This window comes from Aequorivita soesokkakensis (assembly GCF_001641085.1).
GTDB classification, from domain to species: Bacteria; Bacteroidota; Bacteroidia; order Flavobacteriales; family Flavobacteriaceae; genus Aequorivita; species Aequorivita soesokkakensis.
Window position 1 is genome coordinate 132,469 of the sequence record NZ_LXIE01000001.1, and the last position, 13,870, is coordinate 146,338.

At 37.8% G+C, this 13,870-nt stretch carries 9 protein-coding genes; 4 read left to right on the top strand and 5 right to left on the bottom strand.

The features are described 5' to 3' along the window. Positions 1 to 79: 79 nt before the first annotated feature. Entirely contained in the window at positions 80 to 2,125 is a 2,046-nt protein-coding gene (locus A7A78_RS00640; protein WP_068760226.1) for an HD family phosphohydrolase, read from the bottom strand. Positions 2,126 to 2,255: 130 nt separating this feature from the next. On the opposite strand from A7A78_RS00640, the gene A7A78_RS00645 reads away from it, so the two are divergent. Then, positions 2,256 to 3,434 (top strand): acetyl-CoA C-acyltransferase, encoded by a 1,179-nt coding sequence (locus A7A78_RS00645; protein ID WP_068760228.1) that lies wholly within the window; start codon positions 2,256 to 2,258, stop codon positions 3,432 to 3,434. 24 nt (positions 3,435 to 3,458) lie between these two features. After that, complete coding sequence (locus A7A78_RS00650; protein ID WP_068760230.1) at positions 3,459 to 4,208, top strand: C40 family peptidase; 750 nt, start codon at positions 3,459 to 3,461, stop codon at positions 4,206 to 4,208. 54 nt (positions 4,209 to 4,262) lie between these two features. Here the strand turns inward: A7A78_RS00650 and A7A78_RS00655 are convergent, their stop codons facing one another. Further along, positions 4,263 to 5,522 (bottom strand): tetratricopeptide repeat protein, encoded by a 1,260-nt coding sequence (locus A7A78_RS00655; RefSeq protein WP_068760232.1) that lies wholly within the window; start codon positions 5,520 to 5,522, stop codon positions 4,263 to 4,265. 10 nt (positions 5,523 to 5,532) lie between these two features. Next, on the bottom strand, positions 5,533 to 8,061 hold the full coding sequence (gene gyrA, locus A7A78_RS00660) for a DNA gyrase subunit A (RefSeq protein WP_068760234.1): 2,529 nt from the start codon (positions 8,059 to 8,061) through the stop codon (positions 5,533 to 5,535). A gap of 256 nt (positions 8,062 to 8,317) precedes the next feature. Here gyrA and A7A78_RS00665 point away from each other — a divergent pair, with 256 nt between their 5' ends. Together A7A78_RS00665 and A7A78_RS00670 are read left to right on the top strand one after the other, a co-directional pair. Then, positions 8,318 to 10,873 carry an ATP-dependent Clp protease ATP-binding subunit gene (locus tag A7A78_RS00665; protein WP_068760236.1) on the top strand — a complete coding sequence of 852 codons (2,556 nt, stop codon included), beginning with the start codon at positions 8,318 to 8,320 and terminating at the stop codon, positions 10,871 to 10,873. Positions 10,874 to 11,012: 139 nt separating this feature from the next. Continuing rightward, positions 11,013 to 11,387, top strand: a complete 375-nt coding sequence (locus A7A78_RS00670; protein ID WP_068760238.1) for a hypothetical protein — start codon at positions 11,013 to 11,015, stop codon at positions 11,385 to 11,387. Between the two features lie 13 nt (positions 11,388 to 11,400). Here A7A78_RS00670 and A7A78_RS00675 read toward each other — a convergent pair whose 3' ends face one another. Continuing rightward, complete coding sequence (locus tag A7A78_RS00675) at positions 11,401 to 12,285, bottom strand: T9SS type A sorting domain-containing protein (protein ID WP_068760240.1); 885 nt, start codon at positions 12,283 to 12,285, stop codon at positions 11,401 to 11,403. A 25-nt stretch (positions 12,286 to 12,310) separates the two neighbouring features. Further along, positions 12,311 to 13,822, bottom strand: coding sequence for a histidine ammonia-lyase (gene hutH / locus A7A78_RS00680; protein ID WP_068760242.1), 1,512 nt, complete (start codon positions 13,820 to 13,822; stop codon positions 12,311 to 12,313). Positions 13,823 to 13,870: the final 48 nt, after the last annotated feature.

Genomic DNA, 13,870 nt, shown 5'->3' on the forward strand with positions numbered 1-13,870 from the left:
ATTTTACGTTTTTTTTATAAAATTAAACCGCTCTCTTTATGAGCATATTACAATCGTAAAAAACACAATACAAATTAAACTATTCAGGATATTCAACCCTAAGATGATAAATATTGTTCAGTTTCTTTTTCAAAACTTTCTTTATCATTTCAATTTCCTTAAACGTAATGTTCGCATTTAAGAACTGACCCTGCGCCATTTGATTGTTTATTATCTTTTCAACAAACTCATCAATTATTGTAGATGAAGGTTCTTTAAGGCTTTTGCTTGCTGCCTCTACACTATCTGCCATCATCAAAATTGCAGTTTCCTTTGAAAAGGGAATTGGTCCGGGATAAATAAAATCTTCCTTGTTTGCTTCGCCTTGTTGCTCTCGTTCCTTTTTATAAAAATAATAGACCAAACTTGTTCCGTGGTGGGTTCGAATAAAATCAATTACCCTGTCGGGAAGATTATTTTTTCGGGCTATTTCTATTCCCTTTATAACGTGGTCAATAATAATTTGGGCACTTTCTTTTGGATCGAGCTCGTTGTGTGAATTGATTGAATTCGCTTGATTTTCTGTAAACATTGTTGGGTTAAGCATTTTGCCAATGTCGTGATAAAGCGCACCTACTCGAACCAACATACTGTTGGCACCAATTTCGTTCGCGGAAGCTTCCGCCAAATTTGCCACATTTAACGAATGGTGAAAGGTCCCGGGAGCTTTGTTTGATAGTTCTTTTAACAATTTTGAATTGGTATCACTAAGTTCCAGCAATGAAACGTCTGAAACCAAGCCGAAGACTTTTTCATATAAATAAATCAGTGGATGTGCAAAAAGCGTGGCAAGACCGCAAAGAATAAAATACTGGAAATTCTGCCATTCCATGGTTTGTATATTTCCTTCCTGAATTACGAAGAAAGCAAAGTAACCCAGAATATAAATCAAGGTAATCTGCCCAACGGAAATAAAAAGATTGGCGCGTTTATATAATTCCGACACGGTAAGTATTGTAACGATTCCCGCAATAAACTGAAGGAACATATATTCAAAGCTATTCGGGACTATAAACCCGAGCAGGAGAATCGTCAAAACGTGCACAAAAAGCCCAACGCGAGGATCAAAAAAGGCTTTCAGAATAAGTGGTAAAATACAGATTGGTACAACATAAACATAATCTGCATGCACTTTCAACACCAACGTGGTTAGAAAAACCATCAAAAAGATGTTGAAAAATATAAAGGTGACCTTTGTGTTGTTGTTATATATATACGGTCTATAATTTTTCAAAAAGAGGAAAAGCATCAAAAACACCAAAGACACTAACATAGAGTATCCCACCAAAAGCCACAGATAATTATTTTTGCTCCAAATCTGGCTTTGGAATTCAGCCTTCAACGAATTGAGTATTTGGAATTTATCACCCTCCACTACTTCACCTTTGGCAATAATCCTTCCTCCTTTTTCAATAATTCCGCGATTTGGGTTTAGTGCTTTAATTTCAGCATCTATGGAAGATTCCGTCAGTTTACCGTTTAGTTTTACGTTGGGCTCAAAAACTTCGTTCAGTACATTATAAAGAAGCACTTGAATATCTTCGGTTTTATTTTTTTCAACTATAGCCCGCACCTTTTTGTTCAAGTCTTCTTTTTTGAACAATTGCGAATAGTTGCGCTCCCCTATTTCGTTCCCGTTTTTTAAATAGATAAGCTTGTCGTCATCATAGGCGTGGATTTCATCTGTTACCCCATTTTCATAAGCTTCCTTTATTATGGCTTCGCCCAGGTTTTCAACAACTTTCTTCGGTGTTTTGTATAGACTGTCAACATACCTTGTTTCAAGATTATTATGAAAACTTTCTGAAACGTTTTCTTTTACCTCGCTATTATATTCAAAATAAGGGATGGCATTGGCACGAATTTCTTCTTTTTCCTTTTTTAGGGTTTCATCATCTTTTTTTATGGTAAAACTGAAAGGCGCATATAAATTTTCATACTGCCAAGGCTTTCCTTTTTGGAAATTGTATTTGAATTGGCCGCCTTTCGGCAGGAAGTAAATAATTAAAAGCGTGGAAACTATGAAAAGAAAAACCTTGTATATAAGGGATTGGTTTTTTGCGAACAAAGAAAAAAGGTTCTTCATAAATTTATTACTTAAAGTAAAGGTATAAATAAGGAACGAGTTATCCCAAAACCAATACTTGCAAAGATTGATAATTAAGTTAGAAATCCGTAATTTCGCAGTCCTTATTTCAAATATATAAAAAAGTAGCATGAGCAATAAAGTAGTTATAGTATCCGCAGCCAGAACCCCCATTGGAAGTTTTATGGGAAGTCTTTCTTCATTAACCGCAACCCAATTGGGTTCAGCTGCCATTAAAGGCGCTATGGAAAAAATAAACCTTGACCCATCTTTGGTGCAGGAAGTTTTTATGGGTAATGTTGTGCAAGCGGGCGTTGGCCAAGCTCCTGCACGCCAAGCTGCTTTGGGCGCCGGCTTACCAGACACTGTTCCCGCTACCACTGTTAATAAAGTTTGTGCCTCTGGCATGAAAGCCGTAATGCAAGCCGCACAAGCAATCGCGCTTGGCGATGCAGATGTTGTGGTTGCCGGCGGAATGGAAAGCATGAGCAATATTCCACATTATGTGCATATGCGTAACGGAACAAAATTTGGCCCTGCCTCATTGATTGACGGAATGCAAAAAGACGGTTTGGTTGATGCTTACGATCATAATGCAATGGGAACCTGCGCAGATCTTTGTGCTACCGAATATAATTTTTCGCGTGAAGAACAAGATGCTTTCGCTATAAAATCATACGAACGTTCCGCAAAAGCTTGGGCTGACGGAAAGTTTAAAGATGAAGTAATTTCCGTTGAAGTCCCACAACGTCGCGGAGAACCAGTTATAGTTTCAGAAGATGAGGAATACAAAAATGTGAAAATGGACAAAATATCTTCTTTGCGTCCAGCATTTTCAAAAGACGGAACCGTTACAGCCGCAAACGCATCAACAATAAATGACGGTGCGGGCGCGATGGTTTTGATGAGCGAAGCGAAAGCGAAAGAAATGGGCTTAACTCCCTTGGCTTATATAAAAAGTTATGCCGATGCCGCACAGGAACCAAAATGGTTTACTACCGCTCCGGCAAAGGCACTTCCAAAAGCCATTGCAAAAGCCGGAATTGATATTAAAGATGTGGATTATTTTGAATTCAACGAAGCTTTCTCAGTTGTAGGGCTTGCCAATATGAAAATTTTAGGGCTTAACGACAGTAATGTAAACGTGAACGGAGGCGCAGTTTCTTTAGGCCATCCGCTTGGTTGTAGTGGCGTTCGTATTTTGATTACACTTCTAAATGTTTTAAAACAAAACGATGCCAAAATTGGTGCCGCAGCTATCTGCAACGGCGGTGGCGGTGCATCTGCAATGGTAATTGAAAGAATCTAAACCGTATATTTCAATAAATTCTGAATGGATTACGGCATCAGTAATTTAAGTATTGTTCCTCTCCGAGCCGAAGCTTCCGATGCGAGTGAAATGGTGACGCAAGTGCTTTACGGCGAACATTTCAAAATATTGGAAACCCGAAAAAAATGGAGCCGCATCCGTTTGGCGTTTGATAAATATGAAGGCTGGATAGACAACAAACAATACATAACTATTTCCGAGGAAAATTATTCCGATTTTGAAGCGAAAGAACTTGAACTTTCTTCAGATTTGGTTGATTTTGTTACCGCGCAGGACAATCAATTGTTTTCCATTTGTTTGGGAAGCAACATTTCTTCCGCTGCATTTTTAAAACACCATTTTGAAGGGAAGTCTATTTCCGAAATTCTTCCGAAGGAACATTTAATTGAAACCGCATTACTCTATTTAAATTCACCGTATTTATGGGGAGGTAAAAGTCCGTTCGGCATTGATTGCAGTGGCTTTACGCAAATGGTCTATAAGTTGAACGGCTACAAATTGCTTCGCGATGCCAGCCAACAGGCAACGCAAGGGGAGGCATTAAGTTTTATTGAAGAAAGCGAACCTGGCGATTTAGCTTTTTTTGACAATGACGAAGGAAAAATTACGCACGTGGGCATCATAATGAAGGATAATTATATAATTCACGCCCACGGAAAAGTTCGCATTGACAGATTGGACCACAGTGGAATTTTCAATTATGAAATGCGCAACCACACCCACAAACTTCGGGTTATAAAACGAATTATTTAAAAAACGAAAACCCCTGAAATTTCAGGGGTTTTGTGAAAAATTAAACAGGATTTATTATCCTTTAGCTTCCATAGCTTCAAGTTTAGTTTTCATTTCTTTGTATTTTGCATCTTCACCAATCTGACCATAAATGTTCATTAAATATTTAACCACATTTTGATTGGAAGGATTTATATTATATGCCTTTTCTAAATATGGCAAGGCTTCCTTATAAGTATTTTGACGCTCAATTTTAAGCTCATCATATCTTTTATTATCTGCTGCTGAGTTTCCTAAACTGTTCATTTCCTCCACTAACTTATCCTCTCCTGAAAGTTTTAAGGCAGCAAGATTGATTAGTGCAGCTTCGTATTCAGGTTTTAATTCCAAAGCTTTCGTATAATATTCCAAAGCTTTTTCCTTATTTCCAAGCTGATCATTACTGATACCTAAGTTGAAATAAAGCTCAGGATTTTCAGGATCTGTGGCAACAATTTTTTCCATTAATTCATTATATCTGGCAACGTCTCCCATTTTATAACTCATATCGGCATCAGCACGCATTAAATAAACATCGCTTGGATTTTCCGCACGGGCGGTTTTCATTAAAGCTGTTGCTTTTTCGGTGTCCCCTTGTTCTATATATATAAGAGTCATATTCCTAAGAACTTCCCCTTTTTTGGATTCAGTAACGCGTTTCTCAGGCTTAATATATTGGCCAGTTTTTAAAGCTATATTTCTTAAATTTTCACTTTCAAATGCTTTAACTTCACCGGTTTCCTTATCTGTTGCAATAAATTCTTCAGTTTCTCCAGTATAACCAGAATCCAATACCATTTGATAATATTTCAATGCGGTATCATAATCTTTTCCATTTACTGCATTTCCAGCTGCATAATATAAATCAGAAGGATCTTTGCTAATCATATAACTTGCATAAAGTTTTTCTGTAGCTAATTTATATTGCTGCGCATTTTGATCTTTAATAGCACCATTAATTAACGCTGCTCTTAGGTTTTGAATTGGATCAGCCAATTCATCTTTCATTTTGGGATCTAAAGAAATTGCTGTTTCAAAAGCTTCGGCCGAAGCTTTCAATTTTGTAAAATCTGATCCGCCAGGCCCTAATAAAGCTTGGCCTTTTATAGCATAAAATTGTGCTTTTGTCTCATTATCAGCAGCGCTGAGCAACCCTTCCGCTTCACCCAAATAGGTTAAAGCCTCTGCATAAGAATTGGATTTAACTGCTTTTTCGGCTTTTTTAATTTCCTTTTTCTGTCCAAATGAAATAGCAGATACAAAAGCCAGTCCTGTTATTAAAATTCGTGTTTTCATGTGTTAAAGTTTATTCGTTATTTTCGGTTTGAGTTTCGTTATTATCAAGAGTAGTGCCATCATTGGAATCATCCATTGCATCAGTGATTTCTTCTTCCTCTTCATCCTTCATTGCTTTTGCAACTGCGGCAATGGCATCATCCTCCCTAACTTTAATCAATCGCACGCCTTGTGTGGCGCGGCCCATAACGCGAAGATCTGCAACGGCCATTCTGATAGCAATTCCAGATTTGTTGATGATCATTAAATCATCATCATCGGTTACGTTCTTGATTGCCACTAATTTACCGGTTTTTTCGGTAATATTAATAGTTTTTACTCCTTTTCCGCCACGGTTTGTGATTCGGTAGTCTTCAATAGATGAACGTTTACCATAACCGTTTTCAGAAACAACCAATATTTCAGAATCACCTTCATCTACTGCAATCATTCCTACTACTTCGTCATTTTTATTGCCTAGTGAAATTCCGCGAACCCCAGAAGCATTTCTTCCCATCGGTCTGGTTTTTTCTTCTTCAAAGCGAATGGCTTTCCCAGATTTTACGGCAAGCATTACTTGGCTCTTACCGGTTGTCAATTTTGCTTCAAGCAATTCGTCATCCTCACGAATAGTGATGGCGTTTATACCATTTGTTCTTGGACGTGAATATTGCTCCAAAGGTGTCTTTTTAACTTGCCCTTTTTTAGTGGCCATAATTACATAATGACTGTTTATGTAATCTTCATCCTTCAAATCCTGTGTACAGATAAAAGCTTTCACTTTATCATCTGGCTCAATATTAATAAGGTTTTGTATCGCTCTTCCTTTTGAAGTTCTTGTTCCTTCTGGAATTTCAAAAACGCGCATCCAGAAACATTTTCCTTTTTGGGTGAAGAAAAGCATATATTGGTGATTGGTTCCTACAAAAAGATGCTCTAAGAAATCCTCATTCCTTGTAGCGGAAGCTTTTTGGCCAACCCCACCTCTATTTTGGGTTTTGTATTCTGAAAGCGAGGTACGCTTAATATAACCTGCATGCGAAATAGTCAAAACAACCTGTTCATCGGCTATCAAGTCTGTAATACTCACGTCACCGCCAGCATATTCAATAGTTGAACGGCGTTCATCACCGTATTTTGCGCGAATTTCCTCAAGTTCTTCTTTGATTATCTGCATTCTACGTTCTTTGCTCGCAAGAATGTCTTTATAATCACCAATAGTTTTCATCAATTCTTCATACTCACTTCTAAGTTTATCCTGCTCCAGACCCGTCAATTGACGAAGACGCATTTCAACAATGGCCTTGGCTTGGATTTCGGTGAGTTTGAAAGCTTCCATCAATTTCTCCCTTGCTTCATCTGCATTGGAAGAAGCGCGAATCAGTCTAATTACTTCATCTATATTATCAGAAGCAATAATCAATCCTTCAAGAATATGAGCGCGCTCCTCTGCTTTGCGAAGCAAATATTCAGTACGGCGAACCACAACTTCGTGACGATGTTCCACAAAATAGTGGATCAATTCCTTCAAATTCAGCATTTGCGGTCTTCCTTTTACTAACGCAATATTATTCACGCTGAAACTGGATTGCAATGCAGTGTATTTATATAAGGTATTTAGAACAATATTAGGGATGGCGTCACGCTTTAAAATGTAAACGATGCGCATTCCATTCCTATCACTCTCGTCTCGAATGTTTGAAATGCCCTCAATTTTCTTTTCGTTTACCATATCAGCGGTTTTTTTGATCATATCCGCTTTGTTCACTTGATATGGAATTTCAGTAACGATGATGCATTCGCGGCCTTGAACTTCTTCAAAACTCGCTTTGGCACGCATTACTACGCGGCCACGACCTGTATGGAAAGCCTCTCGAACACCTTCGTAGCCGTAAATAATTCCACCCGTTGGGAAATCAGGCGCTTTTACGTGCTGCATTAAACCATCGATATCTATATCGTTATCCTCAATATAGGCGATGATTCCATTTACAACTTCGGTTAAGTTATGTGGAGGCATATTTGTTGCCATACCTACCGCAATTCCGGAAGCTCCATTGATTAAAAGTCCAGGAACACGAGTTGGAAGGACAGTTGGCTCCTTTAAGGTATCGTCAAAGTTTAATTGATGATCAACGGTTTCTTTATCAATATCAGCGAGCATATCTTCAGAAATCTTCTGCATTCTCGCTTCTGTATATCGCATTGCAGCCGGGCTATCACCATCAACTGAGCCAAAGTTTCCCTGGCCGTCAACCAGCAAATAGCGCAAACTCCATTCTTGCGCCATACGCACCATCGCGTCATAAACAGATGTATCTCCGTGTGGATGGTATTTACCGAGAACCTCTCCCACAATTCTCGCGGATTTTTTATGAGCGCCCGTAGCTCTAATGCCCAGTTCGTGCATTCCGAACAAAACTCTTCTGTGTACAGGTTTCATTCCATCGCGAACATCTGGCAGCGCACGTGACACTATGACCGACATCGAATAATCGATGTAGGCAGATTTCATTTCATCTTCAATGTTAATAGGGATTATTTTATCACCTTCAGCCATAAAAAATAGGATTAATTATCGTTGTTAAACTAATGGAGCAAGATACACTTTTTCGTAGGTTTAACAGGGGTTTTTGCCATTCGTTATTCACGAATTTATTAACAAAATTGGGGGTCAAAATCGTTAATAAGTATCGTTGCATATCCTTTGAATTCCACTATATATTTTGTCCTTTTACTAAAATGATATCAAAGAGGAACAGTTTTTGTCCTATTTTGGTTAATTTAGTACCAAACAGAAGAGAGGTTTTTAAAATATGGATGATAATTTTTCCCCCAGAGTAAAAGATGTAATAGCATACAGCAAAGAAGAAGCGCTGCGCTTAGGCCACGACTTTATTGGCACTGAGCATTTAATGCTAGGCCTTTTAAGAGATGGTAACGGCAAGGCAGTAACTATTCTGAATGCACTTGCTATAGACTTAAACCATTTAAGAAGAAAGGTAGAAATATTAAGCCCTGCAAACCCGGGCGTGACTACAAATACAAACGATAAAAAGAACCTTCACCTAACCCGTCAAGCGGAAAGGGCACTGAAGACCACATTTTTGGAAGCGAAACTTTTTCAAAGTAATTCCATTAATACCGCACATTTGCTATTGTGTATTCTTCGGAATGAAAATGACCCAACAACAAAGCTGTTGAACAAAATGAAAGTGGATTATGACGTAGTGAAAGACCAATTTAAACTTATGATAACGAACGACGACGATTATATAGACAACACCCCAAGTGCCGAATCATTCCCAAATGATGACGACACTTCTGCTGAGGATGCTAACAAGGAGAACCTTTTTTCGGGAACTACCGCAAAAACGAACAAAAAATCCAAAACCCCTGTTTTGGATAACTTCGGAAGAGATCTAACTGCGATGGCAGAAGAAGGAAAATTAGACCCTGTTGTAGGCCGCGAAAGCGAAATACAACGTGTGTCACAGATTTTGAGCAGGAGAAAGAAAAACAATCCATTATTGATTGGCGAACCTGGTGTTGGAAAATCTGCTATTGCCGAAGGTTTGGCATTGCGAATAATTCAACGAAAAGTTTCGCGAATCCTTTACGATAAAAGAGTTGTTACTTTAGATTTAGCTAGCCTAGTTGCGGGAACAAAATACCGCGGGCAGTTTGAAGAACGTATGAAAGCCGTAATGAACGAACTTGAAAAGAATGACGATATTATTCTTTTTATAGATGAAATTCACACAATTGTTGGTGCCGGTGGAGCTACAGGTTCATTGGATGCATCAAATATGTTTAAACCTGCACTTGCAAGAGGTGAAATTCAATGCATTGGTGCTACTACTTTAGACGAATATCGTCAGTATATTGAAAAAGACGGTGCTTTGGAACGCCGTTTTCAAAAAGTATTGGTTGAACCTACAACGGTTGAAGAAACCATTGAAATTTTGACCAATATCAAAGACAAATACGAAGCGCACCACAATGTAATTTATACTGATGAAGCCATAAAAGCTTGCGTAACTCTTACCAACAGATATATGACGGAGCGCTTCCTTCCGGACAAGGCTATTGATGCATTGGACGAAGCAGGCTCTCGCGTGCATATCACAAACATTCACGTTCCCGATAAAATTCTGGAAATTGAAAAACAATTGGAGGAAGTTCGCGAATTAAAAAACACTGTCGTAAAAAAACAGAAATACGAAGAAGCCGCAAAGCTTCGTGACGATGAGAAAAATCTTGAAAAGGAACTTGTTGTGCAACAGGAACAATGGGAAGCAGATTCAAAACTTCACAAAGAAACCGTTGATGAAGAAAATGTTGCTGAAGTAGTTTCAATGATGACCGGTATTCCCGTAAACAGAATTGCACAAACTGAAAGTACCAAACTTGCCGCCCTACCCGACCGAATTAAGGGAAAAGTAGTTGGTCAAGACGAAGCCGTTGCAAAAGTGGTGAAAGCAATCCAGCGAAACCGCGCAGGATTGAAAGACCCCAATAAACCAATTGGTTCTTTCATCTTTTTGGGACAAACGGGTGTTGGTAAAACACAACTTGCAAAAGTTTTGGCACGTGAGCTGTTTGATTCAGACAACGCTTTAGTACGGATCGATATGAGCGAGTATATGGAAAAATTCGCCATTTCGCGTTTGGTTGGAGCGCCTCCAGGATATGTGGGTTATGAAGAAGGCGGTCAGTTGACCGAAAAAATTAGAAGAAAACCGTATGCAGTGGTTCTTTTGGATGAAATTGAAAAAGCACATCCAGATGTTTTCAATATGTTGCTACAGGTTTTGGATGATGGATATTTAACCGATAGTCTTGGAAGAAAGATTGATTTTAGAAATACAATCATTATTATGACTTCCAATATTGGTGCGCGCCAAATAAAGGATTTTGGACAAGGAGTTGGTTTTGGAACCGCTGCGAAAAAGAGCCAAGAAGAAACACACACCAAAAGTGTAATTGAAAATGCATTGAAGAAAACCTTTGCACCTGAATTTTTGAACCGAATTGATGACGTAATGGTTTTTAATCCTTTGGAAAGAGAAGATATTCATAAAATCATCGATATTGAGCTTGATAAACTTTTTGCCAGAATTGCAGATTTAGGTTACGAATTAAAGCTTACTGATAAAGCGAAGGATTATATTGCAGACAAAGGATTTGACAAGCAATATGGAGCAAGACCTTTAAACAGGGCAATTCAAAAGTATATTGAAGATGCACTGGCTGAAGAAATCATCAATAGCAGTTTGCAGGAAGGTGATGGTATAACAATGGATTTAGACGAAAAAACAAATGAACTTACAATAAAAATCAAGAAACAGAAGAAAACAACTGAGTCTTAGTTTTTAGTTTAAACCCCTAAAAAAATCCCTAAGAAAACTTAGGGATTTTTTAATTTATAGATGGGTTTAGCTTTTTACTTGTATTTATATTGTTAAAACATTAAAAATCCGTAACTTAACTATTCAAATGCGCATATTGATGATTGAAACTTTACATTTTGAATTTGGGGAAATTAGAATTTTTAAAAATTTTGTAGTCGTGGTTATGAAAGAAGGTATTACCGTAAAACCTGAATACAATAACGATTTAATAGCTATTTCAGAAAAGTATTTTAATGAAAGACCTTTTGGTTATATAACATATCGAAAAAATTCCTATTCTGTAAATCCAATGGTTTATATAGAAACTTCAAAAATTGAAAATTTGATAGGCTTTGCCGTGGTTTCCTCAGAAGGATTAAAGGTCAGCAATTTAGAATTGGAAAAAAGATTTTTAAAAAAGCCTCTCAGACATTTCATTAATTTAGACGATGCCAAAGATTGGATAAACGGGCTAATCGAAGAAGGGGCTTAAAAATAAAAGCTGGTTATTTTATTATTTTAAAAGATTTATTAGCTCCCCCAAATCCATTCGCAACAACAATATACATCCCACTTTGATAACCTGAAAAATCTATATTAAATGAATTTCGACCAGCGTTCTTTATAACTTTTAGCTTTTTCCCCGAAAGATTAAAAACTGTTATACTTTTCACATTTTTAGCATTGCTTACCACACAGTCACCGCTATTATTTCCTTTTGAAATCACTACGTTTTCCAAACTGTACTTTTCTATTCCTAAATGAAGCGGAATACAATCATTAATGGAATCTAAATTTGCATAAAAAACTTCTGTATCCTTAAAAAAACAGCTCAAATGTCCGCTGCCATTTATGTCGGGGTGGCCGCCCGGGGCGTTGATTATAGATAAAGAACCTGCACCTTCAACCCAAACCGCGTTTTCTGTACTTATTGTATTTCCCGGAGCTGGTGAAAAATAAAAATGTCTGTAATCATTGCCGTCAGCCAATGGTCTTTCAATTATTGAATCCAATATAAACGCACCGCCATCCTGAGGAAATGGACTATACGGATTCAGCATATTAAAAGTATCGCCTTCATTTAATGAGAAATCATAAAGCAAAAATTCTTCATTGTGACCCAGAGCTACTTTATTCAGAAAAACCTTTTTGTTGTTTACCTCTTCGCGAAGCAAAAATGTGCGGGATATGTAGTGAAAACCATCCAAAATCTTGTAGGCTTTTCCATCAACAATAGTATCGCCATCAGTGTAATAAACATCAGTCAAACAACCCGAAAAGCAAGTGGTAACGTGCCATTCGTTCAAGTTGTCCAATAACGGTTTGTATACCTGGGAATAACCTTGCAGACTAAAAACAGAAAAAATTGAAAGGAGTATAATTTTCTTCATAATTAGGATTTTAGTTTTTTAAAAGTTATCCGAACAAAATTTCCGAATCAACATCCAAAGCTTGCAAAAATGCTACAGTTGCGTGAATATCGTCAGCCATCAACCTGTCATCTTCTATAAATGAAACTACGGAACGGTATGGTTTTAAAAATGATTCAATAAAGGGAGAAGATTTTTTTGGGCTTCTAAAACAAAGTGCCTGAGAGGCGTTCATCAATTCAATGGATAGAATGGTTTCAATATTTTCAATAATCCGCAAACATTTTGTAGCTCCGTTTGCCCCCATACTAACGTGATCTTCCTGACCATTTGATGAAACTATGGAATCTACCGAGGCTGGAGTTGCCAATTGTTTGTTTTGGCTCACAATGCTTGCGGCTGTATATTGCGGAATCATAAACCCGCTGTTAAGCCCCGGATTGTTTACCAAAAATGCTGGCAGATCCCTTAAACCGGAAACTAATTGATAGGTTCTTCTTTCTGAAATATTGCCTAATTCAGCCATTGCAATCGCTAAATAATCTAAAGCTAAGGCCAAAGGTTGTCCGTGAAAATTTCCTCCGGAAATAATAACATCCTCGTTTACAAAAATGTTGGGATTGTCTGTTACCGAGTTTATTTCGGTCTTAAAGGTTTTATGAACAAAATGCAATGTATCTTTTGTTGCCCCGTGAACTTGCGGAATACAACGGAAAGAATAAGGATCTTGCACATTTTTCTTTTCGGAAAGACCCAATTCGCTTCCTTCCAAAAACTCTAAAATCTGCTCTGCTGTTTTTACCTGCCCTCTGTGTGGACGAACCAAATGCACCAAAGCATTATAAGGACTCATATTACAATCAAAAGCATCAACGGAAATAGCACCAATTAAATCAGCCAAATAAGAGAGTTTAAAACTTTTCAAAAGGCAATAAACGCCGTAGGCACTCATAAACTGTGTGCCATTGAGCAACGCCAAACCTTCTTTTGCTTGCAATGTAATTGGCTCCCAATTGAATTTTTTCAGCATTTTTTCGGAAGAAATCCGTTCCCCGCCGTAATACACTTCGCCTTTTCCAAGCAAAGGAAGGGACAGATGCGCCAATGGGGCCAAATCGCCCGAAGCACCTAAACTTCCTTGATTGTAAATTACTGGTAAAATATCATTGTTGTAAAAATCGATTAGCCTTTCCACGGTTTCAAGTTGCACCCCACTGTAGCCATAACTCAACGATTGAATTTTGAGCAAAAGCATCAATTTTATGATAGGTTTTGGAACAAATTCACCCGTGCCACACGCGTGGGACATCACGAGATTTTCTTGAAGTTTCGAAAGGTTTTCGGAAGAGATTTTCACATTGCATAAAGACCCAAAACCTGTGTTTATACCATAAACAGGGGTTTCGTTATCCTTCATTTTATGAATGAGATATTCCCGTGACTTTTTAATGTTTAATTGTGCTTCTTCTGAAAGCTCAAGGGTTTTATGCTTATCTATAATTTCTTTGACGAGGGCCAAGTCCAAGATTTCTGAACTTATGTAATGAGTTTCTTGCATTGGGAAGGTAATCTTTTCGCAAAAATACTATTTTTAAATTGTTGCGCC

Coding starts and splice junctions, on each gene's coding strand:
- A7A78_RS00640 (WP_068760226.1), bottom strand. CDS start 2,125: ATGAAGAACCTTTTTTCTTTGTTCGCAAAAAACCAATCCCTTATATAC.
- A7A78_RS00645 (WP_068760228.1), top strand. CDS start 2,256: ATGAGCAATAAAGTAGTTATAGTATCCGCAGCCAGAACCCCCATTGGA.
- A7A78_RS00650 (WP_068760230.1), top strand. CDS start 3,459: ATGGATTACGGCATCAGTAATTTAAGTATTGTTCCTCTCCGAGCCGAA.
- A7A78_RS00655 (WP_068760232.1), bottom strand. CDS start 5,522: ATGAAAACACGAATTTTAATAACAGGACTGGCTTTTGTATCTGCTATT.
- gyrA (WP_068760234.1), bottom strand. CDS start 8,061: ATGGCTGAAGGTGATAAAATAATCCCTATTAACATTGAAGATGAAATG.
- A7A78_RS00665 (WP_068760236.1), top strand. CDS start 8,318: ATGGATGATAATTTTTCCCCCAGAGTAAAAGATGTAATAGCATACAGC.
- A7A78_RS00670 (WP_068760238.1), top strand. CDS start 11,013: ATGATTGAAACTTTACATTTTGAATTTGGGGAAATTAGAATTTTTAAA.
- A7A78_RS00675 (WP_068760240.1), bottom strand. CDS start 12,285: ATGAAGAAAATTATACTCCTTTCAATTTTTTCTGTTTTTAGTCTGCAA.
- hutH (WP_068760242.1), bottom strand. CDS start 13,822: ATGCAAGAAACTCATTACATAAGTTCAGAAATCTTGGACTTGGCCCTC.